Below are 25,734 nucleotides of genomic sequence, written 5' to 3'. Positions count from 1 at the left end.
AATTATTGAATTTTAGGGGCTTGTAAAGGTTTATCTAAAGGAACGTCTAACAGGCGTAAGAATTCCTGCATGGTTCGAGCAAATACAGGGGCAGAAACCGTACCACCATAATATGTGCCTTGCGGGTTTTCCACCACAACAACCATTGCAATACGAGGATTACTCACAGGTGCAACCCCTGCAAACAATGCACGATATTCTGTCTTCGAATAACCACGGCGGTCTGCATTCAATTTATGCGCTGTCCCTGTTTTACCTGCCACACGATAACCCGGAATCTGTGCCTGTGTTGCTGTACCACCAGGTTGAGTCACCTGCTCCATCATCAGTACCACTTGATCTGCAATCTTAGGATCAAGCACTTGTTTCCCCTGAGCAGGTTTGTTCAGCTTATACAAGGTGAGTGGCATCTCTACCCCATGATTTGCCAACATGGCATAACCTTGTACCAACTGTAAAACAGTTGCATTGAGACCATAACCATAAGCCATTGTGCCAATCTCGGACATATTCCAGTATTTTGATGGCAAGATTAAACCTGCACTTTCCCCTGGAAAATGTACCGCGGAACGTTGACCAAAGCCGACACGTTTAAAGAAAGTTGGAATAGTTGGTGTTGGCAATGACAATGCAATGGTTGCCGCCCCGACGTTGGAGGATTTGATAATCACCCCTGCCAAGGTCAATGCACCATAATTATGGGTATCATGAATAATATGATTGCCAATTCTCATGGAGCCAGGAGCCGTATTAATGACACTGTTGGCTGTATATTTACCACTTTCTAATGCTGCTGAAATGGTAAAAGGTTTCATGGTTGAACCCGGTTCAAACATGTCAATCGCACCACGGTTACGCATGGCATCCTTGTTGTTCAAACTGGCTTTATCATTTGGGTTATACGATGGCCAACTGCTCATCGCCAAGATTTCACCTGTTTTGACATCGACTGCAATTGCTGTTGCTGAACGTGCATTATTGGCAATTCCTGCTGCAGTCAACTCTCGATACATGATGTACTGCAAACGTGAGTCAATGCTTAGGGTAAAGTTTTCACCCGCCTGTACAGGTTTCACCACTTCAGGGTCTTTGACACGATTACCGTATTTATCTCGAATATTGACTTGCAGCCCATTCACCCCTGAGAGTTTTTTATTGAGCTGCATTTCCAAGCCTTCTACCCCTTTACCATCATTATTGGTCAAGCCAATAATTTGAGCATTTGGCTGGGGCTGTGGGTAAAAACGCTTGTACGATTTTTCGGTATAAACCCCTTGGAAATTATGTTTTAAAATAAAATCTGCTTGCGGTGGTGGCACTTCAGTTTTGAGAACCAAATAACGTGAATGTGGATGTGCCTGCATTTGCTTTTTCAGCCAGTCCGCATCAACCCCGACAATATTGGCAAGTTCATCCAGATTGAAATTTTTGTCTGGTAATTTTTGTTTCGGTTTACGACGTTCACCCGGCTTTAACGGTGCGGTCATATCGTCATAAAGCTTTTTATTTTCAAAATAATCGCGTGGATCCATCACCACTTTCATGATCGGGGTACTAATTGCCAAAGGCACACCATTACGATCACTAATAATGCCCCGCATAGCACGGATCGTTTCATCACGCAAAATCAAGGCATTGGCTTTATCTTGCAAAAAGTCACGGTTAATGACCTGCACATAAAATGCACGGATGACCAAGACCACAAAGCAAAACAGCACAATGCCCCACAACAAATAGAAGCGCCACTGATCAAAAGTAATTTCGCTCTTTTCAGTCACTGAAAGTTTGGCTTTACGTTTTAAATTCATTCGTTTTTCAGTCATTGAACTGACCTTACTTTTGCTGTGCTGTGGAAGGAAGAGAAATCACCACAGTATCTGATGGAGGTGGTGAATACATTCGAAGTTGGGTCACTGCACGTGTACCGATTTGAGCTGTTGCCCCAAAGGTTTGCTGCTCAATCAACAAACGCCCCCATTCTGCATTTAGATCATCTTCATTGCGCAGCAAACTACTCATTTGCCGATAGTCATATCGGTATTCATAGACTTCAAAGACCACCATGATCGCACTGATAAAAATCAAGGCAATCAAAACAAAATAGGTCAGCGCTTTTCTAACAACTGTCCGATCTTTAGTGGATTTTTCTTCAACAACCTCTGTATTCATGGCGTGCCTTTTATTGCTCTAATCGTTCAGCCACACGTAACCATGCACTGCGTGAGCGCGGATTACTTTTTACTTCTTGTTCACTTGCACGAATGCGTGAAATTTTCTTTAAGCGGCGGGTGTCGACCTGCTGTTGAGGCATTCCCCAGCCGCTATCTTCTGGCAAAGTTGATTCTTTCTGAATAAATTGTTTGATCAAACGATCTTCTAAAGAGTGGAAACTAATCACGGCTAAGCGTCCATGTGCAGATAGCATATTGACCGCTTGTGGGAGAAAAATTTCGATATCATCAAGTTCTTTGTTAATCGCAATCCGAATCGCTTGGAAAGTTCGAGTTGCAGGATGTTTATTTTTTTCCCACTTCGGATGAGCCGTTTTGACAATTTCCGCCAATCGTGCTGTTGTGGTGATTTCACCCGCCTGTTTAATGGCACGGGCAATACGGCGGCTATAGCGCTCTTCACCATACTGAAAAATAATGTTAGCAAGCGCTTCTTCTTCAATTTGCATTAACCATTCGCTGGCAGTTTGCCCTTGCGAATTATCCATACGCATATCTAAAGGGCCATCTTGCATAAAACTAAAACCACGTTCAGCCTGATCGAGCTGCGGAGAGGACACGCCTAAATCTGCCATGATGCCATCCACAGTATCTAACCCTAAAGCTGTTAATTCTTGTTGGACATCGGCAAAGCTGGCATGAATAATTTTAAAACGTGAATCTTGTTGTTCTAATTCGGCAGCAACAGCTAAAGCTTGAGGATCTTTGTCAAAAGCATAAACACGGCTATTGGCATCGAGTTTTGATAAGAGTAAACGGCTATGTCCACCACGCCCAAACGTGGCATCGACATAAATTCCTGTATGGCGATCTGCTAACAAAGCATCAATAGTTTCATGGAGCAATACAGAAATATGAGACATACGAACGGAAATCGAGAGTTAAAAACGTAATTGCACATTATCTCTAGGTTTCACGCAAGTTCCAAACGGCTTTTTGTAGGGAAATATTATTTTGCGATAGTTATTTCCGTTGTTTGTTAAAAAAATCAGCAAATCAATTGCCTGCTCCAAGCCGATTGGAGCAGTTCTTTCACGGTTGACGATAAATCTGATCAAAAACTCCACCATTGGCAAAATGGATTTTTTGCGCTTTGGCCCAACCACCAAAAACCTGATCAATGGTAAATAATTTAATTTTCGGGAACTTAGTAGCGTACTGCTGAGCAACTTTGGCATTGCGTGGACGGAAATTATATTTGGCAGCTAAAGCTTGTCCTTGTGGTGAATACAAAAAGTTTAAATACCCTTTTGCCAATAAGCGATTACCATCTTTATCGACGGTTTTATCAACAATTGCGACCGATGGTTCAGCCAAAATAGAAACTGAAGGATAAACGATTTGGTATTCACCTTTACCCAAGGTGTTTTGAGCCAATAATGCTTCATTTTCCCATGTCAGCAACACATCACCAATACCTCGTTCAGCAAATGTGGTCAGTGAACCTCGTGCCCCTGAGTCCAATACTTTTACATTGTGATACAGTTTAGACACTAGTTCACGCGCTTTAGCATCGTTCCCTGCAGGTTGTTTCAGTGCATAACCCCATGCTGCCAAATAAATCCAACGAGGAGCACCTCCCGTTTTTGGATTTGGCGTAATAATTTCCACACCTGAGCGAGTAAGATCATTCCAGTCGTGAATTTTCTTCGGGTTGCCTTTTCGTACCAAAAAAACCACTGTTGAGGTGTACGGTGCCGAATGTTGTGGGAACTGATTTTGCCAGTCTTTACGGATATAGCCTGCATTGGCAATTTCATCAATATCATTGGCAAGCGCTAAGGTCACAACATCTGCTTGTAAACCTGAAGCAACTGCACGTGCCTGCTTGCCCGAGCCACCATGCGACTGTTTAAAATCGACCTTTTCACCTGTGCGCTTAAGCCAATATTGTCCAAAAACCCGATTGTATTCTTGATAAAATTCACGAGTCGGATCATAAGAGACATTTAAAAAGCTTCTATCTGCATGTACCCATGCACTACTTCCCATTAAAAATGCCAATAGCCCACCCATCACCCACTGTTTTTTCATTTCTTATTCTCAAAATACGCTTAAGATCACTATACGGATTTTGAATATTTTTAAAATATCACTGATTTATAATGTTTTATTCTAAGCTTTGATGTTTTTTTCACTATGCACGTTACAATGTAATCTTGGCTTTTGCGCAATACTCCATGATGACTACATATTCCTCTGCTAAAACAGCAGTTGTGCAACGTTCAACAACATTCTGCCTAAGCATGTAGGTATTTTGTAAAAAATATTCACTTTTTTTTATATGAATGTACGCTATACTGGCTGTGAAGCGACAGCAATACATTCATTGTAAGCAAGGTATAACAACAACAGGCGATTTCAACTTTTGGAGTTTGGGTCTATGACATATTTCCGTGGTGTAATTTTAGGGCTGTGCCTCAGCGCAGGAGCAACAGCAAGCTATGCCAATGTCATCCAAAACAAAACCCAAAGTACACACCCTTCGTCTTTAATTGAAAAAGAACTCAGCAAACAAAAGCAAAACACCAAAGCAATTAATTCAGATCTCGACAGCATCAAGATTTTAAATGCCATTCATGTTCAGCCAAGCCAAAGTTTTTTTGCTTACCAACATGAGCGTTTCTCTCGACTTCTTCAAGCATTATTTCCAACACGCGACTCTTAATTCGTAGCACCGATCAATTCAAATCTTGCCTTGTATTACGTTGGTTTTTTCACGTTTTACAGGGCTTTTTTCGTTATAATAGCCCGCATTAGAGTTTAAAACTGAATCCATTATGAAAGTCCGTACTCGTATCGCACCCTCTCCTACAGGCTTCCCTCATGTAGGTACAGCTTATATCGCATTATTTAACTTGTGCTTTGCCAAGCAGCATGGCGGCGAGTTTATTTTACGTATCGAAGATACTGATCAGCTACGTTCAACGCCTGAATCAGAAAAAATGATTCTGGATTCATTGCGCTGGTTAGGGATCGAATGGTCTGAGGGGCCAGATGTTGGTGGTCCACATGCACCTTACCGTCAGTCTGAACGTATGCATATCTACAAACAATATGCCTTAGAGTTGGTGGCAAAAGGACATGCATTCTACTGTTTTGCTAGCGCAGAAGAACTCGACCAAATGCGTGCAGAACAGCAAGCACGCGGTGAATCTCCAAAATACGATGGTCGCGGTCTAAAACTTTCACAAGAAGAAGTTCAGCGTCGCCTTGAAGCGGGTGAACCCCATGTAATTCGTATGAAAGTGCCCGAAGAAGGCATTTGTAAGGTCAATGATTTACTGCGTGGTGAAGTCGATATTCCTTGGGCACAAGTGGATATGCAAATTTTGCTGAAAACTGACGGCTTGCCAACCTACCACTTGGCAAACGTGGTCGATGACCATTTGATGCAAATTACCCATGTCTTCCGTGGTGAAGAATGGTTACCTTCTGCACCAAAACACCAGTTGCTTTACCAATATTTCGGTTGGGACATGCCACAGCTATGCCACATGCCGTTATTGCGTAACCCAGACAAATCAAAACTGTCTAAACGTAAAAACCCGACATCAATCAACTACTACCGTGACATCGGCGTATTACCAGAAGCCTTGTTGAACTACTTGGGTCGTATGGGTTGGTCAATGCCTGACGAACGTGAAGTCTTTACTTTACAAGACATGATGGACAATTTTGATATTCATCGTGTGTCTTTGGGTGGTCCAGTGTTTGATGTAGACAAACTCAACTGGTTGAATGGTCAGTGGATTAAAGGTTTAAGCCCGATTCAACTGCTTGAGCGCATTTTGACTTGGCAAAATGACAGCAAAAAACTCAAAGATATTGCCGCAGCGATTCAACCACGAATCAACTTATTGTCTGAAGCAGTAAACTGGTCAGGTTTCTACTTTAACCACATGCCAAACATCACCGCTGAAATGTTTGAAAGCAAAAAACTCAGCCAAGAACAAGTCCGTCAAAGCTTACAGTTTGCCATCTGGCGTCTGGAAAAAACCTTCACATGGAACAATGACACAGTCAGTCAAATCCTGATGGATTTAGCCAACCAAATGGGTATTAAACTGCGTGACTTTATGCCCGCGTTCTTTATTGCAATTGCAGGTTCGACCAGTTCAACTCCAGTCATGCAAGCCATGGTCACTATTGGCCCAGACTTAACTTATGCTCGCCTGCGTCGTGCCCTTGAAATCGTGGGTGGCCCAAGCAAAAAAGAGCTTAAAGTTTGGGAAAAACTCAATGAAAGCATTCAATTGCCGAAAAATGAAGCAACTGAAGCGGCTGAATAATATTTTTGCTTGACGTGTGAGTGGAATGCCCCTAATATTGCGCTCACACAGACTGGGGTCATAGCTCAGTTGGTAGAGCGCTACAATGGCATTGTAGAGGTCAGCGGTTCGATCCCGCTTGGCTCCACCAAACCTCAGAAGTGTTGCCTCAATAAGTCCCTATCGTCTAGAGGCCTAGGACATCGCCCTTTCACGGCGGTAACCGGGGTTCGAATCCCCGTAGGGACGCCAAATTCTAAAAAACCACTGACCTGATCAGTGGTTTTTTTTCGACTCAACTTTTTGCTTTGTCATGAAGTTCGCTAAAATAACCATAAATTGATTTGGGAGTGTTTATGCAATACCGTTGCCCACAATGCCAAAGCGCTAAAATTATGCCTGTTGCTCAAGGTGCAAATGCTGTCCGTCCAGAAATTCCAAAAAGTCTGGTAGTATTGGTATTTTCTATTTTCCTGTTATTACTGCTTGTGGTCGCCAGTATAGTGATGTGGATTTTTGCTGATGGCGCAAGCCCGATTCTACAAATCGCAACGGTTGTGGTCTTTATTGTGACTGTGGGCTCAGGCTTACTCTTTTGGCGTCAGCTACCCAACTTTAAAGTGTCGATGCAAGGTTTCTTGCAGTCACAAAAAGCATGGAAATGTCGCGACTGTCACCATGAGTGGCATTTATAAGACCTTAAAACCTTAATGCTGATGTAAATATTCATGAGAATGGCAGGGATTTTCTTCAATCTGTAAAGTCACCTGCCAAATGCCATAACGATGTGTCAGCATTTCGGTAGCTTCATCATACAAATGATTACGCTCGACCTGTGGGGCATATAAATGTACCGCAAGGTGAATATTCTTCGAGCTGATTGCCCAAACTTTTAACTGATGAATACTTTCCACACCCTCCAGTGAGAGCAAGTCTTGGCGTAGTGCCTCAATATCAATTTCATCAGGCACACCTTCCAGCAAAATATTGATACTTTGTTTGAGCAAGAGCCAAGAACGCGGCAACACCCACACACCAATCAGCACTGCAATCAACGTATCCACCCAAACCCACTGGGTCAAATAAATCAGCACTGCACCAACAATCACCCCCACCGAACCCAAAGCATCACTCAAGACTTCCAGATACGCCCCTTTTACATTCAGGCTATCTTCTGCACCCGACATCAAGATTTTCATGGCAATCAGGTTAATGATCAGTCCCAAGATTGCCACCATGAGCATACCAAGACTTTGAATTTCGGGTGGATGACTCAAGCGGATATAAGCTTCATATAAAATGTAGAGTGCCACAATAAACAGCATCAGTGCATTAAACAGTGCTGCTAAAATTTCAAAGCGTTGATAGCCAAACGTGCGTTTATCATCGGCAGGCAGTTTGCCAATCTTGATCGCAATCAATGCAATTGCCAAGGCAGCAGCATCGGTAAACATGTGAGCTGCATCTGACAGCAATGCCAAACTTTGAGTTAAAAACCCAGCAATAATTTCAACGACTAAAAAGCTGCTGGTCAAACCCAATGCCAACCATAGTTTTTTTGAATTATTTTCGGTCACAACAGCATGATGATGACCATGATGGTGTCCACTCATACAGGAACTCCTGTTTTTATGGTAATCACAACCACGTTAGACAAAATGCTGAACTTTGTCCAACGTGATTATTTTAAAAAGACTTAGCTAGATTTCTCATTCAGCCAACGGTAAATCACAGGCAATAACAACAAAGTCAGCAGTGTTGAAGACAGAATCCCACCAATCACCACAGTCGCCAGAGGTCGTTGCACTTCTGCACCTGTGCCTGTCGCAAGCGCCATCGGAATAAAACCTAAAGATGCGACACAGGCGGTCATCAACACAGGTCTTAAACGCAAAACTGCTCCCTGCCATGTGGCACGGTGCACCGCATAGTTTTCACGCAATTCCTTGATAAAACTCAGCATCACCAAACCATTAAGAACTGCAACACCTGAAAGTGCAATGAATCCAATGCCTGCTGACATTGACAAGGGAATATCACGCAGCCACAGCGCAACTACACCACCCGACAAGGCAAATGGCACACCGCTAAACACCAACAGGCTATCCTTAACATTAGAAAAAACCGCCATGAGCAAGGCAAAAATCATCAGCAAAGCCAAAGGAATAACGATCTGCATACGGGCTTTTGCCGAAGCCAGATTTTCAAACTGCCCACCAAAACCGAGCCAGTAACCTGTCGGTAATGGCTGTTGCTGTAAGGTTTGCTGCATCTCTGCCACAAATGAACCTAGGTCACGATCCCGTACATTCGCAGTCACCACCACACGGCGTTTACCCTGTTCACGGCTGACCTGACTCAAACCCAAGACCTGCTCGACTTTGGCAATATCTTGCAGTTGAATCAACCCACCATTTGGCAACTGAATCGGCAGGTGAGCCAATTGCTGAGCGTTACGTGATTCCTCAGGCAAGCGCACCACGAAATCAAAACGTCGATCACCTTGTAAAATCTGCCCGACATTTTGCCCACCAACACTGCTCGCGACCAAGTCTTGAACTGATTTAACCGACAAGCCATATTGCGCAGCCAATGCTGAATCTATCGCGACATTCAGCACAGGTAAACCCGAGGTTTGCTCCACTTTGACTTCGCTTGCACCTGAAATTCCTCGCAGTTTTTGGGCAATTTTTTCAGCTTCCTGATTCAGTACAGTCATGTCATCACCAAAGATTTTTACACCGACATCACTGCGAATCCCTGAAATCAGCTCATTAAAGCGCAGTTCAATTGGTTGGGAAAATTCGCTGTTATTGCCTGCTAAAGTGCCGACAAATTTCAGCATGCGCTCACGGAGTTGATCGATGCTTTCATTTGGATTTGACCACTGTTCACGCGGTTTGAGTAAGATCACCCCATCCGAAATATTGGGTGGCATGACATCGGTAGCCACTTCGGCTGTGCCTGTACGGGCAAAGATGGCTTTAATTTCAGGGAATTTTTGCAACAGTTGCTGCTCGGCTTGTTCTTGCATTTTCAGTGACTGTTCAATGCCTGTACTCGGTGCACGCATCAACTGCACTGCAAAGTCGCCCTCACTCAAGGTCGGTGCAAACTCACTGCCGACTCGAGTCGCGAGTACCCCTGTCAGCAGCAATAAACTGAGTGCTGCGGTTAACACCACGATTCGATATTGATAAGCACGATCTAAAATATGGGCATAGCTTTGTTGCAGAGTCAGCATCCAGCGGCTTGGTTTTTCCTGCACTTTACCCGTCACCCATAACGCCACTGCCGCAGGTACAAAGGTCACTGACAAAATCATCGCCCCGACCAAGGCAATCACCACGGTAAATGCCATCGGGTGGAACATTTTAGCTTCCACGCCTGACAGGGCAAAAATCGGCAAATACACCACCATAATAATGGCTTGCCCAAAAATCAGCGGACGGCGCGCTTGTTTTGCCGCTAAAAACACTTCGCGAAATCGCTCGCTACGGGTTAACAATCTGCCTGTTCGGTGCTGAGCTTCTGCCAAACGCCGAATACAGTTTTCCACGATCACCACCGCGCCATCGATAATGATGCCGAAGTCCAGTGCCCCCAAACTCATCAGGTTGGCGCTGATCTGTTGCTTAGCCATGCCTGTCAGGGTAAACAGCATTGCCAGTGGAATAATACAGGCGGTAATCAGCGCAGCCCTGAAATTTCCCAAGAAAACAAACAGAATCACGATGACCAGCACCGCACCTTCAATCAGGTTTTTCGCCACGGTTTTGATGGCTTTATCCACCAGTGAAGTTCGGTCATACACCGTTTCAATCACCACACCTTTGGGCAGGCTGTTTTGAATCTGCTGCATTTTGGCATGTACCGCTTGGGCAACAGTACGGCTATTTTCACCCATCATCATCATGGCGATGCCCAGCACGGTTTCCTGACCATTATATGTCGCACCACCTGTACGCAAGTCATGCCCGATGAAAACTCGTGCGACATCTACCACACGGATCGGCAAACCATTTTTGTTGGCAACACTGATATTTTCAATATCCTGTAGTGAATTCAGTACGCCTGGGACACGCACCGTGAGCTGCTGTCCATTGTCCTCAATAAATCCTGCACCGCGGTTTTCATTGTTATCGCGCAGTGCATTGTGTAAATCACTCAGTGGAATTTGCAGTTGTTGCAGACGTTTTAAATCAGGGGCAACTACATAGGTTTTGTTATAACCGCCAATACTGTTGATTTCCGCCACACCTTGCACCCGCTGCAACTGCGGACGCACAATCCAGTCCTGAATCTCGCGTAAATCCATTGCAGTATAGGCTTGTCCATCTGGCTTTTTGGCGTTCGGTTCAGCCTTAATCACCCATTGGTAAATCTCGCCTAGCCCTGTTGAGATCGGTGAAAGTTGCGGTTCAATGCCCTCAGGTAACTCAGCTTTGGCTTGTTGAAGTTGCTGGCTAATCAGTTGCCGTGCCCAGTAAATATCCGTGCCATCTTCAAAAATAATCGTGACTTGCGACAACCCATAACGGGAAATGGAACGGGTCTGCTGCAAATGTGCCATGCCCGCCATCGCAGTTTCAATCGGATAAGTAATTCGCTGCTCGACTTCTAGTGCAGTGAATCCATTGGCTTGCGAGTTAATCTGCACCTGTACATTGGTAATGTCAGGCACGGCATCAATTGAGAGTTTCTGATAGCTGTACACTCCAACACCAATCCAAGCACAGGTAAATAGCATCACCCACAGGGCATTTTGAATGGCGAACTGAATGATTCGGTCAAACCAGCCTTCAGGCTGTGGCAATTTAGTGTCCATGCTCAGCCTCGCCTTTTTCCATTTCCGACTTCAGCACAAAACTGCCTGCCGAAACATAACGTTGCTCAGCTTTGAGTCCCGACACAATTTCGACCCATTGACCATCACTCGAATATGCACCCAACTGAACCTCAGCAGGCTGAAAATGGGTTTTATCCTTTTCGGCTTTTGCCACAAAAACCACATGTTTGCCTTCAAGCTGTTGCACGGCGGTTTTAGCAATCCGTAGCACCTGTTTCGGCTGTTCGGCATCGAACAAAACATTGACCATCAGGTTGGGACGTAATTCGCTCGAAGCCTCCAGCACTTTGGCGCGGACTTTTAAGCGCCCCGAAGATTTATCTGCTTCGACCGTTAAACTCTGAATCTGTGCTTGGAAAATCTTGCCTGTTTGTAAGGACTTAAACTGGATTTTTTGCTCAGGTTGCAGGTTCTGCGCTGAACTTGGCAAGACAAATTCGAGCCACAATTGCCCCAGTTGATCAATAGTAAATAGCTGATCACTGAGCTGCACATTTTCCCCGACCACCAAGTCTTTATTGCTGATCACCCCAGAAATCGGAGCATACAATACATAACGCCCCTGACTGTTAGCATTCACCCCATATGCACTCAAACGCGAATGTGCTGCCTGCACCGTAATTTGTGCTTGGCGGTAGGCACTATAGGCGCGCTGATAATCCTGCTTGGCAGAAATTCCCTGCTGCCAAAGTTGACGTTCACGCTGATAATCCTGCTCGGCAAGCTGCAAATTTTGCTGCGCGATGCTTAAGCTAGCCTGCTGATCAACTACATCAGGCACAAACAACGTCGCTAATGCCTGCCCGCGTTTCACCTGCTGACCCAGTTCGACATTGACCTGTTCCACACGCCCCGCAAAACTTGGCGATACATGCGCCTGCTGATCAGTATTCACCAACAACGTCGCAGGATAACTGACACTTTGCTTGACCTCACCATAGGCGACTTGTGCCAGTTGAATGCCCTGCTGTTGAATTTGTGCCGCGTTAAATTCTACACCCTCAGGCTCATCAGCATGCCCTGCTGCTTTTTGCTCGCTATGCTCAGTTTCACTTTCAGCGTGGGTCTCTTTTTGATTGCTGAGTAATAACCCCGCCGCCAACACCACAGTCAGGAGGATGATTGCCACCACCCAAAGCCATTGCGATTTTTGTATTGAATTTGACATTATTGTGCTCCTGCAAGGTTAGCGGAAAAACGCAGTTGAATCTGGGCAATAGCATCTTCTGCACCCACCACACTCGGCTCGACACCCAAAGCCAAGCTCTCGGCATCCAGTGCTTTTTGCCAGACTGTTTTAAAAAGTTGTGCCTGTTGCAATCGCTGTTGCTGCAATTGCAAATTCGCCTGCTGCACATCGCTCATGGCATATTTACCTGCCTGAAAACCTTGCAAGGTTTTTTGTAAAATGCCCTCCGACAATGGAATTTGTTGATCTTTGACCAAGCTCAATTGCTGATTTAAATTGCGTAACTCCAACAATGCTGTTTCAAGTAAACGCTGTGTATCTTGCTGATAACGCTGCTGAGTACGATCTAAATAATCGGCTTTACTCTGTGCCATCTGCTGGGCATATTGCTGCCGATTGAATAGCGTCAGTGGAATTTCCACACCGACACGTAATTGTTGCTCGGTATTATTTTGATTGGCACTTTGAGTACGCACCATGCCCACCAACAGAGTTGGATTGGGGCGAGCTTGAGCACGTAAATGCTGACGCTGTGCTTGCTGTTGCTGACTTTGCAATTGCAAACTACGATTCATCAGGTTGTTCTGTTGATGCTGCTCAATGGCAGCTTCTGTACTGCTGAGTGGATTTTCAAGTTTCAGATCAAAGGCAGCGTTGCTGTTTTCACCCCATAAATGTGCCAACTGGCGTTTGGCAATTTGGACACTTTGCTGTAGCTGTTGATCTCGCAGTTGATTGTCGATGTGCGCCATCAAACCACGATCTACATCGAGCAGGGAAATACTCCCCGCCCGATAGCGCAGACGGGTGGCATCGAGTAATGCCTGACTGCTGTTCAGTTGTGCCCGAGTCAGTTGCTGCTCTTGTTGCAACACTGCGAGTTGCACCCAGCGATATTTGAGTGCCAGTTGCAACTGTGCCCGATAAAGGTGTCGATCAAGTTGGACTTGGCTCAGCTCCAGTTTTGCCAACTGCTGAGCTGCACGGCGCTCACCAAACAGATCGAGTTTTTGCGATAGATTGATTTCAAGTTCACGATCTTCACCTGAACCAAAACCCGTTTGCTGTACTGAAAGACTTGGATTTTCCCACAAACGGCTCTGTTGCTGCTGTGCATTGGCAATGTTTTCACGTGCCTGCCACAGCCCTTGCTGCGCCTGATATTGCTCAACTTGAGTCAGAACTTGCTGAAAAGTCAGCGGTTGCTCTGCGGCATAACCCACAGAAGTTGCCAGACTACAAATGCCAAATAGCATGCTGCAACGCCATGCGGATGCATGGAAAAAAGAAAAAGACATGGTTTTGCCCCGTAATTAAAAAAGATTACGGTGGGCGATTTTTCGGCTACCCCACCAATAGCGGGGCAAAAACAGGCGGTGGATTGGCGGCAAACAAGTCAGGCGACTGGTATAAATTGTTCCAGTCATAATGCCGCAGTACTTGCGTAGAAATATGATGCGGAACAAGCATATGCGCTTGTGCCACGGTCATCACAGGTGAAAATGAGGGTAAATGGTCACTATGATCTTGAACATCAGGCGAATCTTGTATCGCAGTCAACAGCTTCGCATGCTCTGTGCGATGCTCTGATGCCAGTTGGTGATGTCCAAAGTGTTCTGTCAGGGTTTGCTGGATCACAGCTTGGTTTTCATGGGTGCAAAATGCCGCAGCCACATTCCAAACACTTTGAAATGTAAACAAACCAGCCAGTAGCATGACCCAAACCGTTAAACGTGACATGATTTCCATGAACAACAGCACCAATCGTGCCGAGTCTAACCAAATCATGCGCTGAACGCAATTTGAAAAATTTTAAATCAGCAGTGCTATTCAAGACAGAAACTCAGCGCTATATTGAAGATAAAAGCAGCACATCAGGAGAAATATAACAATAAAAAAACCATCAACATTCATATCAACGGAGGATAGAAAATGTTTAAGATTCATAACTTATTTGATAAGTTTCATTTACTTGTATCAGATGATCAGCTACCGATTCAAAGTACAGAAGCCATGGATGAGTTTCTGGAAGCACAGCATTATCAGGACTTACTCCAACAACATCCTGAGCAGACACTAGAATACAATTATCAACGCAATGCTCTTTGGAATTATTTAAGTGCCGCAAGTCGTGGCTATCCTGAAGCACAGTATCAACTGGCACTCTGCTATTTACATGGGCAACTCGGTTTAAAGCCAAATATTACTCAAGCCAAAAGGTGGTTGGAACTTGCTGCGAGTCATGGTCATTTAGCCGCACAACAAGTATTGGATCATCAGTTTCAGCAAAGCTATTTTTCATAAAAAAACCAGCTCGAAAGCTGGTTTTTTAAGTGAGCGACAATTAACCGCTAATTTTTTTGTATTTTTTACGGTGTGGCTGAGCATCATCACCTAACTTAGAACGGCGGTAAGCTTCAAATTCGGTATAGTTACCTGTGTAGAATTCTGGCTGTTCATCTTCAAATGACAAGATGTGCGTCGCAATACGGTCTAAGAACCAACGGTCATGCGATACCACCATCACTGTTCCTGGGAACACCAAAATCGCGTCTTCAAGCGCACGTAAAGTTTCTACGTCCAAGTCGTTCGATGGTTCATCCAGTAAGATGACATTCGCGCCTTGCTGCAAGATTTTTGCAAGTTGTAAACGGTTACGCTCACCCCCTGACAATTCACCCACGCGTTTTTGCTGATCTTGACCTTTGAAGTTAAAACGACCGATATAAGCACGAGAAGCAATCTCGTAATCGCCAACTTTCAAGATGTCTAAACCACCAGACACTTCTTCCCAAACAGTTTTGTTGTCGTCCAGTGTGTCACGAATCTGACCCACATACGCCACTTTCACCGAATCACCCAAAGTCACCGTACCTGTGTCAGGTTGTTGTTCACCTGTCATCATACGGAATAGTGTGGTTTTACCCGCACCGTTTGGACCCACGATACCCACAATCGCTGTTGGTGGCACTGTGAAAGACAGATTTTCATACAGTAAGCGACCATCAAACGATTTGCTGATCCCTTCAACTTCTACAACCTTGTTGCCTAGACGTGGGCCAGGTGGAATGTAGATTTCAGAAGTTTCGTTACGTTGCTGGAATTCGCGAGAGTTCAGCTCTTCAAAACGCTCCATACGCGCTTTGTTTTTCTTTTGCTGACCTTTAGCATTTGAACGAACCCATTCAAGTTCTTTTTTCAATGCTTTAGCAAAAGATTCTTCTTGTTTATTTTCCTGCTCTAAACGGGCATTTTTCTGTTCAAGCCAAGAAGAGTAGTTACCTTGGTAAGGAATACCGTGTCCACGGTCAAGCTCCAAGATCCACTCGGCCACGTTATCTAGGAAATAACGGTCATGCGTAATCGCCACGATGGTGCCAGGGAAATCTTTTAAGAAGCGTTCCAACCAAGAAACCGATTCAGCATCCAAGTGGTTGGTTGGTTCGTCAAGAAGCAACATGTCAGGCTTAGACAATAACAAACGGCAAAGCGCAACACGACGGCGCTCACCACCTGAAAGCAGGCTAACATCGGCATCCCATGCAGGAAGGTTCAATGCATCCGCAGCGATTTCAAGCTGGTTGTTGAGGTTATGTGCATCCCAAGCGTGGATAATGCCTTCCAGTTTTTCTTGCTCTTTGGCTAAGGCATCAAAGTCTGCATCAGGTTCTGCATATTCAGCAAATACTTGATCTAGGCGTTCTAGTGCATCGAGGGCTTCACGTACGCCATCTTCAACGTTACCACGCACATCTTTATTTGGGTCTAGTGGTGGTTCTTGTTCTAGATAGCCAATTTTAATTCCTGGTTGTGCGCGTGCTTCACCTGAGAAATCTTTGTCTACGCCCGCCATAATTCGGAGTAGGGTCGATTTACCTGCACCGTTAAGACCGAGTACACCAATTTTGGCACCCGGAAAGAATGATAAAGAGATGTCTTTGAGGATTTCGCGCTTAGGCGGAACCATCTTCGACACTCGGTTCATCGTATAAATATATTGGGCCACTTAGGACTCCTCAATTGAAAAAGCAACACATCGCAAACCGCGACAAAAATTGCTCGCATTATACGATGAATCAGGCAAAAACATAAGACTATCGCCTAGATCATGGCAGCAGTTTGTGACAATTCATTGTAAATGCTTTGAGCTATACTGTTACGGGAAGCAATTGATTGCAAAATTTAAGATAAGTAACGCATAAAAGCTTATAGAGCAGTCTCTTTAAAATCCTTAAACTCAATGAATATAAATACATAGGACAATACAACAACATGAGCCTGAAAGACGAAACCCTTGCTATTCATGCAGGTTATCACCCTGAAGCCAGCACCAAAGCGGTGGCTGTTCCGATTTACCAAACCACCTCGTATGCATTTGATAATACTCAACATGGCGCAGACTTATTTGATCTAAAAGTTCAGGGTAATATTTATACCCGCATCATGAATCCGACTACAGCCGTGTTGGAACAACGTATTGCTGCGCTCGAAGGTGGGATTGGGGCACTGGCGTTAGCATCAGGGATGGCAGCGATTACGTATGCCATTCAGACCATCACTGAAGCAGGTGACAATATTGCATCGGTTTCGACGTTATATGGTGGCACATACAACCTGTTTGCCCACACCCTGCCGAAGCAAGGTATCGAAGTTCGTTTCTTTGATGATCAACAGCCTGATCAACTTGCATCGCTCATTGATGAAAAAACCAAACTGGTATTTGTTGAATCGATTGGTAATCCGCTAGGCAATATTATTGATTTGGAAAAAATTGCCGAGATTGCGCATGCACATGGTATTCCTGTGGTGGTCGATAACACCGTCGCCACACCGATTTTACAAAAGTCATTTGAATTTGGTGCCGATATTATTGTCCACTCACTGACAAAATATATTGGCGGACATGGCAACAGCATTGGTGGAATTATTGTCGACAGTGGTAAATTTCCGTGGGGACAATATCCTGAACGCTTTAAATCGTTAAATACCCCAGATCCAAGCTACCACGGTGTCAACTATGTCGAAGCCTTGGGCGAAGCGGCATATATTGCACGGGCGCGCGTTGTTCCTTTACGCAACACAGGTGCGGCAATTAGCCCATTTAATGCTTTTCTGATTTTACAAGGTTTGGAAACCTTATCCTTACGCATGCAACGCCACACTGAAAATGCACAGCGAATTGCTGAACACCTGCAACAACATCCAAAAGTTAAATGGGTCAACTACGCAGGTCTGCCTGAGCATCCACAGCATGCTTTAGCAAAAAAATACGTACAAGGTAAACCTTCTGCAATTTTATCTTTTGGCGTACAAGATGGCTTGGCGGGTGGCACACGCTTTATTGATGCCCTGCAACTATTTACGCGCCTTGTAAATATTGGCGATGCCAAAAGTTTAGCCTGCCATCCTGCTACGACCACACACCGCCAACTCAATCCTGATGAACTGAAAGCCGCTGGAGTCAGTGTCGACATGGTGCGTTTATCCATCGGAATTGAGCATATTGATGACTTGATTGCAGACCTTGCACAAGCGTTAAATGCTGTTTAATTCAAATGAAATTGCCTGCTTTTAGTGCATCTCTCTGACCTGTGCTAGACCGTTGGGCAATTTCATGTTTTAATCATCTAACCCACATAATAAATAGAGTATTTACTCTATTTATTATTTATAAATTCATACACTTATCTCTAGATTTCCTCTCAATATTGGTTGTATGCTTTTTTAGCAATCTTGACGTTTTTTCTTTCAAGAAAGCCATCAATATCCCATAGAATAATTACATACTCTATTTCCTTTAGATTGAATCGAGGCAGGCTAAACACGTGAATAAGAAACTTGAAAAACTATTCCAAGATAAGGTGCATGACAAAATTGCATTAGTCACAGGTGCTTCAAGTGGCATTGGCATGACTGTCGCTAAAAGACTAGCAAGTGCAGGCGCACATGTACTTTTAATTGCGAGAACAGAAGAAAAACTTTTAGAAGTTAAAGCGGAAATTGAACAAGCAGGTGGCAAAGCCTCTGTTTATCCTTGCGATCTCAATGAAATGGACGCGATTGATGCCGTATCTAAGCAGATTTTAGCCGATGTCGATCATATTGATATTTTGATTAATAATGCAGGACGCTCTATTCGCCGTGCCGTACACGAATCACTTGATCGTTTCCATGACTTTGAACGTACCATGCAGCTCAACTACTTTGGTGCTGTACGCTTGGTGTTGAATATTTTGCCGCACATGATTAAACGTAAGAATGGGCAAATTATTAACATCAGTTCAATTGGTGTGCTTGCCAACGCGACTCGCTTTTCTGCTTATGTGGCATCTAAAGCGGCTCTCGATGCATTTAGCCGTTGTTTATCTGCCGAAGTACACTCGCATAAAATTTCGATTACCACGGTGTATATGCCTTTGGTACGCACGCCAATGATTGCACCGACTAAAATTTATAAATATGTCCCAACGCTTTCACCTGAGCAGGCAGCAGATTTGGTGGCCTATGCGATTGTGAAAAGACCGAAGAAAATTGCCACTCACTTGGGCTATTTATCTTCAATCACTTATGCAGTTGCGCCTGAAATCAATAACAAGTTAATGTCAATTGGCTTTAACCTATTCCCTAGCTCCAGCGCTTCTGTCGGCGAACAGGAAAAATTGAATTGGGTACAACGCACGTATGCACGTTTGTTCCCTGGTGAGCACTGGTAATTACTTAGATGACCGCCTAATAGGCGGTCTTTTCATATTAATCAATTGAAAGATTGGAATTTTTATATGTATAAACCAACTGATATAGCATGGCATGAAAGTCAGTCATTATCTAATAACAATAAAAATTTTAGCTCCGCATATTCACGAGACAGAGCACACATCATACATAGTGCATCATTCAGACGCTTACAATCAAAAACTCAAGTTCTAGGATTAGGCGATAGTGATTTTTATAGGACACGCCTCACCCATTCTTTAGAAGTAGCACAAATAGGCTCAGGCATATGTGAATCATTAAAACAAGAGACAACTCTAAATGCAGAAATTAAAGAATGGATTCCTGAACAGAATTTAATAGAAGCAATTTGTTTAGCTCACGACATAGGTCATCCTGCATTTGGGCATGGAGGTGAGATAGCTCTAAATTACTGTATGCAGTCTCAAGGAGGTTTTGAAGGTAATGGGCAAACTCTCAGAATTGTCACAAAACTGGGGGAATTTGACCCACGTTATGGGCTAGATTTAACTAGACGAACAATGTTAGGACTACTTAAATATCCTGCTACTTATGAGAATGTTATTAATAAAAATATACCATCTCTAACTATCAATGGTTCCTCTACTCTAAATTTAGATGCATTTAAACCACCCAAATGCATTCTCTCATCTGAAACAGAAGAATTAAATTGGATTCTGTCCTCTTTTAATCAAAATGATCAACAACTCTTTCAGCAAGTAATCCATAATAATGAAGAAAAACATTACAAAACAAAATATAAAGCCTTTGATACATCAATCATGGAATTAGCAGATGATATTGCATATGGCATACACGATCTAGAAGATGCTATTGCACTAAAACTCATTACTGAAGATTTATGGAATGATAAGGTTCTATACCAGTTAGAAAATTTAATTGATTGTGATCAAAAATCATTAAATATCTTAAATGTTTCTTCATGTAAAGAACTCTCTCAATTACTATTTAAAAAGGATAAGAATTCTCGTAAGCACGCAATTAGTAAATTAGTAAGGCTATTCATTCATAGCATAAATATAATTGAAAGAACTGAATTTTCTCACCCCTTGTTAAAACTTCAAGCTGTGCACCCATCAAACTTGATAAAAGCACTACAATTATTAAAAGATTTTGTTTATGAAGTCGTAATCCAGTCTCCTGAAGTACAACTATTAGAATATAAAGGACAAAAATTAATTCTTGAATTATTTGAAATCTTAAAAGCCAACCCTAAGCGGTTGTTGCCTAAAAATATTTATGATCATTATGAACAAGATAAAAATCCAGATCGTATTATTTGTGATTATATCTCTGGAATGACAGATGAATATGCTAATAAAACCTACCAAAAGTTATGTATTCCAAGTGTAGGCTCAGTTTTTGACAGACTTTAATAAAAAACCTCCCCGAAGGGAGGTTTCATCAGTTCAAATTATTTTGAACCTTTAATCCCTGCTTGTAGCAACAGCGCACCTAAACCACCAATTTTCTGTTCTTGTGGTTTATTGCTTTGTGGTTTCTGACCAGCTTGACGCTGTGGACGATCGCCCTGCTCTTTACGAGGCTGTTGTGGACGTTTTGGTTTACGATCCGCCTGATCAGCAGACTGCTCACGGCGTGGTTGACGCTGTGGTTTCGCAGGTGCTTGAGAACCTTCTGGACGCATACTCAAATTCACACGATGACGCTCTGCATCAACCTGAATCACACGCACTTTGACGATTTGACCTGGTTTCACCACTTTATGCGGATCAGAAACAAATTCATTCGCCAATTCAGAAATGTGAACCAAACCATCCTGATGCACACCGATATCCACGAAAGCACCGAAGTTCGTGACATTGGTCACAACACCTTCAAGCTCCATGCCCTCAGTCAACTGTGCCACTTCAGTGATGTCTTCACGGAACTTCGCTGTACGGAATTCTGGACGTGGGTCACGACCTGGTTTTTCAAGTTCAGCCAAAACATCTTTAATGGTCGGCAAACCAAACTGCTCATCGACAAACTGATCGGCATCGACCTGACGGATAATTTCAGTATTGCCGATCATATCTTTCACTGTCGTTGCTTTGGCTGCGACGATTTTTTCAACCAAACCATAACTTTCAGGGTGAACAGCAGAAGCATCTAATGGTTCAGCACCGTCCTGAATACGTAAGAAACCAGCCGCTTGTTCAAAGGTACGCTCACCTAAACGAGGCACTTTTTTCAAGCCTTGACGCGTATCGAAACGACCATTTTCTTTACGATAGTCCACAATTTGCTGAGCAATCGCTTTGTTTAGACCCGCGATATAACCCAAAATTGCTGCCGATGCGGTATTCACATCCACACCCACCGCGTTCACACAGTCTTCAACCACGGCATCTAGCGTTTTTGCCAAACCTGTTTGGTTGACATCGTGTTGGTACTGACCGACACCAATGGATTTTGGATCAATTTTTACAAGCTCAGCCAATGGATCTTGTAAACGACGTGCAATCGACACTGCACCACGAATTGAAACATCAAGTTCTGGTAATTCTTGAGATGCAAGCTCACTTGCTGAATAGACTGATGCACCAGCTTCGCTGACCGTAATACGGGTCAATTGAAGATCGGTATTTTGCGCCATCATTTCAGCAACCACTGCTTCAGTTTCACGGCTTGCTGTGCCGTTACCAATCGCAATCAATTCAACCTGATGCTCACGGCAAAGACGCGCTAACTCAGCAATTGAACCTGCTTTATCTTCTTTGGGTGCAAATGGGTAAATCGTGCTGTGTGCAACCACATCGCCCGACTGGTTCACAACCGCCAATTTCACGCCTGTACGAATACCTGGGTCAACACCCAGTGTACAACGTGTCCCTGCTGGTGCAGACAACAATAAATGACGTAAGTTTTCAGCAAATACGTTCATTGCTTCAGCTTCAGCAGCCAAACGTTTTTCAGTCAGTAAAGAATGCTCGATTTGCGGACGTACTTTACCTAACCAGAACAGTTTTGCAGTTTGCTTTAAGAAATCCTGGCGCGCTTGTGGCTGGATTTGATCTAGATTGTATTCGGTTTCGATACGTGCAATCGCTGCATCATCTTCACCATCAACCTTTAAGCCCAAGACATTTTCCTGGCGACCACGCAACATCGCCAATAAACGATGCGATGGGACTTTGTTGAGATTTTCGGAAAATTCGAAGTAGTCGCGGAACTTTTTGCCAACTTCTTTTTTCTCATCAGAAGCTACTGCACTTTTTAAAATGGCAGTTTTTGCAAATAGCGCTTTTAATTCTGTGGTCAGTGCGATATTTTGCGCCCAGTCATCAATAATAATGTGCTGGATCGCATCGAGCTGACTATCAACATCTGGGTAGCCCGCATGTTCAAAACCTGCAACTGCAGCCACTGGCTCAAGCTGTTCTGTCAGAATTTTCTCTGCTGCATCACCTAAACCTGCTTCTCGTGCTTTGAACGATTTGCTAGTACGTTTTGGGCGGTATGGCGCATAGATTTCTTCAAGCGCATTCTTGGTTTCTGCCGCATTGACGCGTGCCAATAAATCATCATTCAGCTTGTTTTGTTCTTGTAATGATTGAATTACTTTCTCACGGCGCTCATAGAGATCACGCAAATAACTCAAGCGCGTATCGAGCTGACGCAGTTGTGTATCGTCTAAGCCTTGGGTGACTTCTTTACGGTAGCGGGCAATAAACGGAACACTTGCGCCTTCATCAATTAAGCGAATCGCAGCTTCTACTTGGTTCGGACGTACGGCAAGCTCGCTTGCCAACTGCTGAACGAGGTCAGTCATCGTGTTTGATCCCATAAGGAATAGAACTAAAAGCAGTGATTATAAAGACCATGCTCGTAAAATCTACAGAAATTATGCCGAAAAACTAAAATTATCATCATCATTCAGTTGTTTCTTGGTTTTTCCGTTGTTGCTGTCACTTGCTTTTTAGAAAAAGAGCTGAATAAAATCAATTGAATAAAAATTAGGTAAAATATCGTAGGCGACTGTATATATTTGTTAATTTGAGCAAATTAATACATAGCCATAAGTAATATGAAAGCATTATACTCAAAGCATCGACTATTATATAAATGATAATCAAGGGAGCACTTCATGAGTTTAGTGGTACCTGCTGACAATAAAGATGTCGCACTTCACGACACTGATCGCGTCGAACGAATTTTAGTGGTAGATGATGACGTTCGCCTTCGTACTTTATTGCAACGTTTTTTAGAAGACAAAGGCTTTGTCGTTAAAACTGCCCACGATGCCACTCAGATGGATCGCCTGTTACAACGTGAGTTGTTTTCACTGATCGTGCTCGATTTCATGTTACCTGTGGAAGATGGTTTAAGCATCTGCCGCCGTTTACGCCAATCGAATATCGATACGCCAATCATTATGCTGACTGCGCGTGGCAGCGATGCTGACCGTATTTCTGGTCTAGATGCTGGCGCAGACGATTACTTGCCAAAACCATTTAATCCAAATGAGCTGCTTGCACGTATTCGCGCGATTTTGCGTCGCCAAGTCCGCGAAGTTCCAGGCGCACCAAGCCAACATATGGAAGTTGTGAGTTTTGGCCCTTGGTCACTTGATTTATCGACGCGTACTTTGACCCGTGAAGGTCAAGTCGTGACCTTAACTACAGGTGAATTTGCCGTTCTTAAAGCCTTGGTACAGCACCCACGTGAACCCCTCACCCGTGACAAGTTGATGAACCTTGCCCGTGGTCGTGAATGGGGTGCGATGGAACGTTCGATTGACGTACAGGTTTCACGTTTACGCCGCCTCGTTGAAGATAATCCTGCCCGTGCACGTTATATTCAAACGGTTTGGGGTGTCGGTTATGTCTTTGTTCCAGATGGCGCTGAATAAAAGAGCAAGATTGAGTGAAGCTTGAACCAATTGACCCGAAGGATATCGTGATTGATTCTTCGGGTTATTATGCAAAACCTCGTACACGACTTGAGCGTTTTTTAGATAAATTTAAACCACGCTCAGCAGCATTACGCACCACAGTGCTTGTCACCTTTGTAGTGTGTTTTAGCCTGTTTATGTCATTGTGGTTTTTCTGGCGCACACTCTATTTACCCGAGCTTCAACAGCATGCGGGTTATTTGGCAATTGAATCTGAAATTATTCATAACCCAAATTTTAAAATCTTACACAATGGACAGGAAATTCCTGTTGATACATGGCTCAATAAACGCTTGGGCGTGGAGTTTATTACCGATAAGCGTAAATTCCCTGCAATTGTTGACAAGCCCATCGCTGACTTTTTCACAGATCGTATTGAAAAAAGTCTAGCTGAACAAATCAGTGCCAATCCTCAAGATGTCACTGTCTTCTTTAAATTCAAGCCAACCCCGAGTATTTGGGTACAAACGCCAAGTATGCATGGTGCTTGGGTTCGTGAACCGCTAAAAAACTATGCCAACTACAGCTTAGAACTGATTTTAGTTTGGTTCTTGGGTGTCCCAATTTTCTCTACGGTGATCATTTTGACTTTAGTGCGTCAGCTAAACCGACCACTCAAACGCTTGCAAAATGCAGCCAATAGCTACAGTAAAACAGGCAAAGCACCTTTCTTGGCAACCAATCATGGACCTCTTGAAATTCGCGAAGTCAACCAAGCCTTTAATCATATGATTTACACGCTTGAGCAAATCGAAAAAGACCGCCGTATTATGCTTGCAGGAATTTCACATGATTTACGCACACCGCTGACCCGTATTCGTCTGACCGCTGAAATGCTCCCCGATGAATTTTTACGGGATGGGCTAATTTACGATGTTGAAGATATGGATGCGATTTTAAATCAGTTCATTTCTTATATGCGCGATGGATCTGATGAAGAACTCTCAGATACCAATATCAATACATTACTGCAAGAATTAGTTGTGCAATTTAAGCCTCTTGATATTCGCTTCACACCAGAGCCTCTTCCGATTATTCCTGCTCGCAGCCTGTCACTAAAACGCTTGATTGGCAACCTGATTAACAATTCCAAACGCTATGGTGCTGAACCTATTGAACTGTCTGCAAGTTCTGATGCTGAGAGCATCAAAATTTGTGTAGCCGATCATGGTGAAGGTATTCCTGAAGATCAAATTGATGACCTGATGCAGCCTTTTGTACGCGGCAATAGCGCCCGCACGATTCAAGGCAGTGGCTTAGGACTCGCAATTGTGAAACGAATTGTGGATATTCACCAAGGCGAACTTACTCTACGCAATCGTGCTGAAGGTGGCTTTGAAGCGATTATTTCACTCCCTCTACCTAAATCTGAAAATTCATAAAAGTTCAAGCCCCTTTTTGAACACTGGGTAAAAGACATTACAAAATCGAAATAATATGTTTGTTTTTTCATCAAAAAATTATTAGACAAACGTTTGATTTCTTTTTTATTTATTGATGATTTTCAACACCTTAAAAATCATTTATTTTCTTGATATTTATAT

General features: G+C 43.6%; 20 protein-coding genes and 2 tRNA genes. 11 read left to right on the top strand and 11 right to left on the bottom strand.

Translation table 11 applies throughout. The annotated features are described in order from the left end of the window. Nucleotides 1–2: 2 nt before the first annotated feature. The 4 genes from ftsI to LVY74_RS09765 form a co-directional block, all read right to left on the bottom strand. Nucleotides 3–1,823: a penicillin-binding protein PBP3 gene (gene ftsI, locus LVY74_RS09780; protein ID WP_237814918.1), complete on the bottom strand. Its 1,821-nt coding sequence runs from the start codon at nt 1,821–1,823 to the stop codon at nt 3–5. Between the two features lie 10 nt (nt 1,824–1,833). Further along, on the bottom strand, nt 1,834–2,169 hold the full coding sequence (gene ftsL, locus LVY74_RS09775) for a cell division protein FtsL (protein ID WP_237814917.1): 336 nt from the start codon (nt 2,167–2,169) through the stop codon (nt 1,834–1,836). 10 nt (nt 2,170–2,179) lie between these two features. Next, nucleotides 2,180–3,094 carry a 16S rRNA (cytosine(1402)-N(4))-methyltransferase RsmH gene (gene rsmH / locus LVY74_RS09770; protein ID WP_237814916.1) on the bottom strand — a complete coding sequence of 305 codons (915 nt, stop codon included), beginning with the start codon at nt 3,092–3,094 and terminating at the stop codon, nt 2,180–2,182. Nucleotides 3,095–3,263: 169 nt separating this feature from the next. Then, the gene (locus LVY74_RS09765; RefSeq protein WP_442862790.1) at nt 3,264–4,265 is read right to left on the bottom strand and encodes a sulfate ABC transporter substrate-binding protein; all 1,002 of its coding nucleotides are present in this window, start codon (nt 4,263–4,265) and stop codon (nt 3,264–3,266) included. Between the two features lie 349 nt (nt 4,266–4,614). Here LVY74_RS09765 and LVY74_RS09760 point away from each other — a divergent pair, with 349 nt between their 5' ends. The 5 genes from LVY74_RS09760 to LVY74_RS09740 all read left to right on the top strand — a co-directional run bounded on the left by LVY74_RS09760 (nt 4,615) and on the right by LVY74_RS09740 (nt 7,197). Continuing rightward, the gene (locus LVY74_RS09760; protein ID WP_151708455.1) at nt 4,615–4,899 is read left to right on the top strand and encodes a hypothetical protein; all 285 of its coding nucleotides are present in this window, start codon (nt 4,615–4,617) and stop codon (nt 4,897–4,899) included. A gap of 112 nt (nt 4,900–5,011) precedes the next feature. Further along, a complete protein-coding gene (gltX, locus tag LVY74_RS09755; protein ID WP_237814915.1) occupies nt 5,012–6,523 on the top strand; it encodes a glutamate--tRNA ligase in 1,512 nt (503 codons plus the stop codon). A gap of 54 nt (nt 6,524–6,577) precedes the next feature. Then, a tRNA-Ala gene (locus LVY74_RS09750) sits at nt 6,578–6,653 on the top strand. Nucleotides 6,654–6,678: 25 nt separating this feature from the next. After that, a tRNA-Glu gene (locus LVY74_RS09745) sits at nt 6,679–6,754 on the top strand. Nucleotides 6,755–6,858: 104 nt separating this feature from the next. Beyond that, nucleotides 6,859–7,197, top strand: a complete 339-nt coding sequence (locus LVY74_RS09740) for a hypothetical protein (protein WP_151708453.1) — start codon at nt 6,859–6,861, stop codon at nt 7,195–7,197. Nucleotides 7,198–7,209: 12 nt separating this feature from the next. Here the strand turns inward: LVY74_RS09740 and LVY74_RS09735 are convergent, their stop codons facing one another. From LVY74_RS09735 to LVY74_RS09715, 5 genes are all read right to left on the bottom strand, one after another. Continuing rightward, nucleotides 7,210–8,115, bottom strand: coding sequence for a cation diffusion facilitator family transporter (locus tag LVY74_RS09735; RefSeq protein ID WP_237814914.1), 906 nt, complete (start codon nt 8,113–8,115; stop codon nt 7,210–7,212). An 83-nt stretch (nt 8,116–8,198) separates the two neighbouring features. Continuing rightward, a complete protein-coding gene (locus LVY74_RS09730; protein WP_237814913.1) occupies nt 8,199–11,330 on the bottom strand; it encodes an efflux RND transporter permease subunit in 3,132 nt (1,043 codons plus the stop codon). After that, entirely contained in the window at nt 11,320–12,519 is a 1,200-nt protein-coding gene (locus LVY74_RS09725) for an efflux RND transporter periplasmic adaptor subunit (protein WP_237814912.1), read from the bottom strand. Before LVY74_RS09725 ends, LVY74_RS09730 begins: the two co-directional genes overlap by 11 nt. Then, the gene (locus tag LVY74_RS09720; RefSeq protein WP_237814911.1) at nt 12,519–13,838 is read right to left on the bottom strand and encodes a TolC family protein; all 1,320 of its coding nucleotides are present in this window, start codon (nt 13,836–13,838) and stop codon (nt 12,519–12,521) included. Before LVY74_RS09720 ends, LVY74_RS09725 begins: the two co-directional genes overlap by 1 nt. A 46-nt stretch (nt 13,839–13,884) precedes the next feature. Further along, nucleotides 13,885–14,328, bottom strand: a complete 444-nt coding sequence (locus tag LVY74_RS09715) for a cation efflux protein, CzcI-like (protein WP_237814910.1) — start codon at nt 14,326–14,328, stop codon at nt 13,885–13,887. 144 nt (nt 14,329–14,472) lie between these two features. Between LVY74_RS09715 and LVY74_RS09710 the strand changes: the two genes are divergently transcribed. Then, entirely contained in the window at nt 14,473–14,844 is a 372-nt protein-coding gene (locus LVY74_RS09710) for a tetratricopeptide repeat protein (RefSeq protein ID WP_237814909.1), read from the top strand. Nucleotides 14,845–14,884: 40 nt separating this feature from the next. On the opposite strand, the gene ettA is transcribed toward LVY74_RS09710, so the two are convergent. Next, nucleotides 14,885–16,546 (bottom strand): energy-dependent translational throttle protein EttA, encoded by a 1,662-nt coding sequence (gene ettA, locus LVY74_RS09705; protein ID WP_237814908.1) that lies wholly within the window; start codon nt 16,544–16,546, stop codon nt 14,885–14,887. 266 nt (nt 16,547–16,812) lie between these two features. Between ettA and LVY74_RS09700 the strand changes: the two genes are divergently transcribed. The 3 genes from LVY74_RS09700 (at nt 16,813) to LVY74_RS09690 (ending at nt 20,669) form a co-directional block, all read left to right on the top strand. Beyond that, nucleotides 16,813–18,090: an O-acetylhomoserine aminocarboxypropyltransferase/cysteine synthase family protein gene (locus tag LVY74_RS09700; RefSeq protein ID WP_237814907.1), complete on the top strand. Its 1,278-nt coding sequence runs from the start codon at nt 16,813–16,815 to the stop codon at nt 18,088–18,090. Between the two features lie 275 nt (nt 18,091–18,365). Then, nucleotides 18,366–19,253, top strand: a complete 888-nt coding sequence (locus tag LVY74_RS09695; RefSeq protein ID WP_237814906.1) for an SDR family NAD(P)-dependent oxidoreductase — start codon at nt 18,366–18,368, stop codon at nt 19,251–19,253. 66 nt (nt 19,254–19,319) lie between these two features. Further along, nucleotides 19,320–20,669: an anti-phage deoxyguanosine triphosphatase gene (locus tag LVY74_RS09690; protein WP_237814905.1), complete on the top strand. Its 1,350-nt coding sequence runs from the start codon at nt 19,320–19,322 to the stop codon at nt 20,667–20,669. A 38-nt stretch (nt 20,670–20,707) separates the two neighbouring features. On the opposite strand, the gene LVY74_RS09685 is transcribed toward LVY74_RS09690, so the two are convergent. Beyond that, nucleotides 20,708–23,068, bottom strand: a complete 2,361-nt coding sequence (locus tag LVY74_RS09685) for a Tex family protein (protein WP_237814904.1) — start codon at nt 23,066–23,068, stop codon at nt 20,708–20,710. Nucleotides 23,069–23,383: 315 nt separating this feature from the next. On the opposite strand from LVY74_RS09685, the gene ompR reads away from it, so the two are divergent. Together ompR and LVY74_RS09675 are read left to right on the top strand one after the other, a co-directional pair. After that, nucleotides 23,384–24,148 carry an osmolarity response regulator transcription factor OmpR gene (gene ompR, locus LVY74_RS09680; RefSeq protein WP_111893811.1) on the top strand — a complete coding sequence of 255 codons (765 nt, stop codon included), beginning with the start codon at nt 23,384–23,386 and terminating at the stop codon, nt 24,146–24,148. A 14-nt stretch (nt 24,149–24,162) separates the two neighbouring features. Further along, nucleotides 24,163–25,572 carry an ATP-binding protein gene (locus LVY74_RS09675; RefSeq protein ID WP_237814903.1) on the top strand — a complete coding sequence of 470 codons (1,410 nt, stop codon included), beginning with the start codon at nt 24,163–24,165 and terminating at the stop codon, nt 25,570–25,572. The last annotated feature ends 162 nt before the right edge of the window (nt 25,573–25,734 follow it).

Source organism: Acinetobacter sp. ME22 (genome assembly GCF_022012315.1).
In the GTDB taxonomy this organism is placed as follows: domain Bacteria; phylum Pseudomonadota; class Gammaproteobacteria; order Pseudomonadales; family Moraxellaceae; genus Acinetobacter; species Acinetobacter brisouii_A.
The sequence above is the reverse complement of the archived record's forward strand: the minus strand, read 5'-3'. Positions and strand labels throughout refer to the sequence as shown.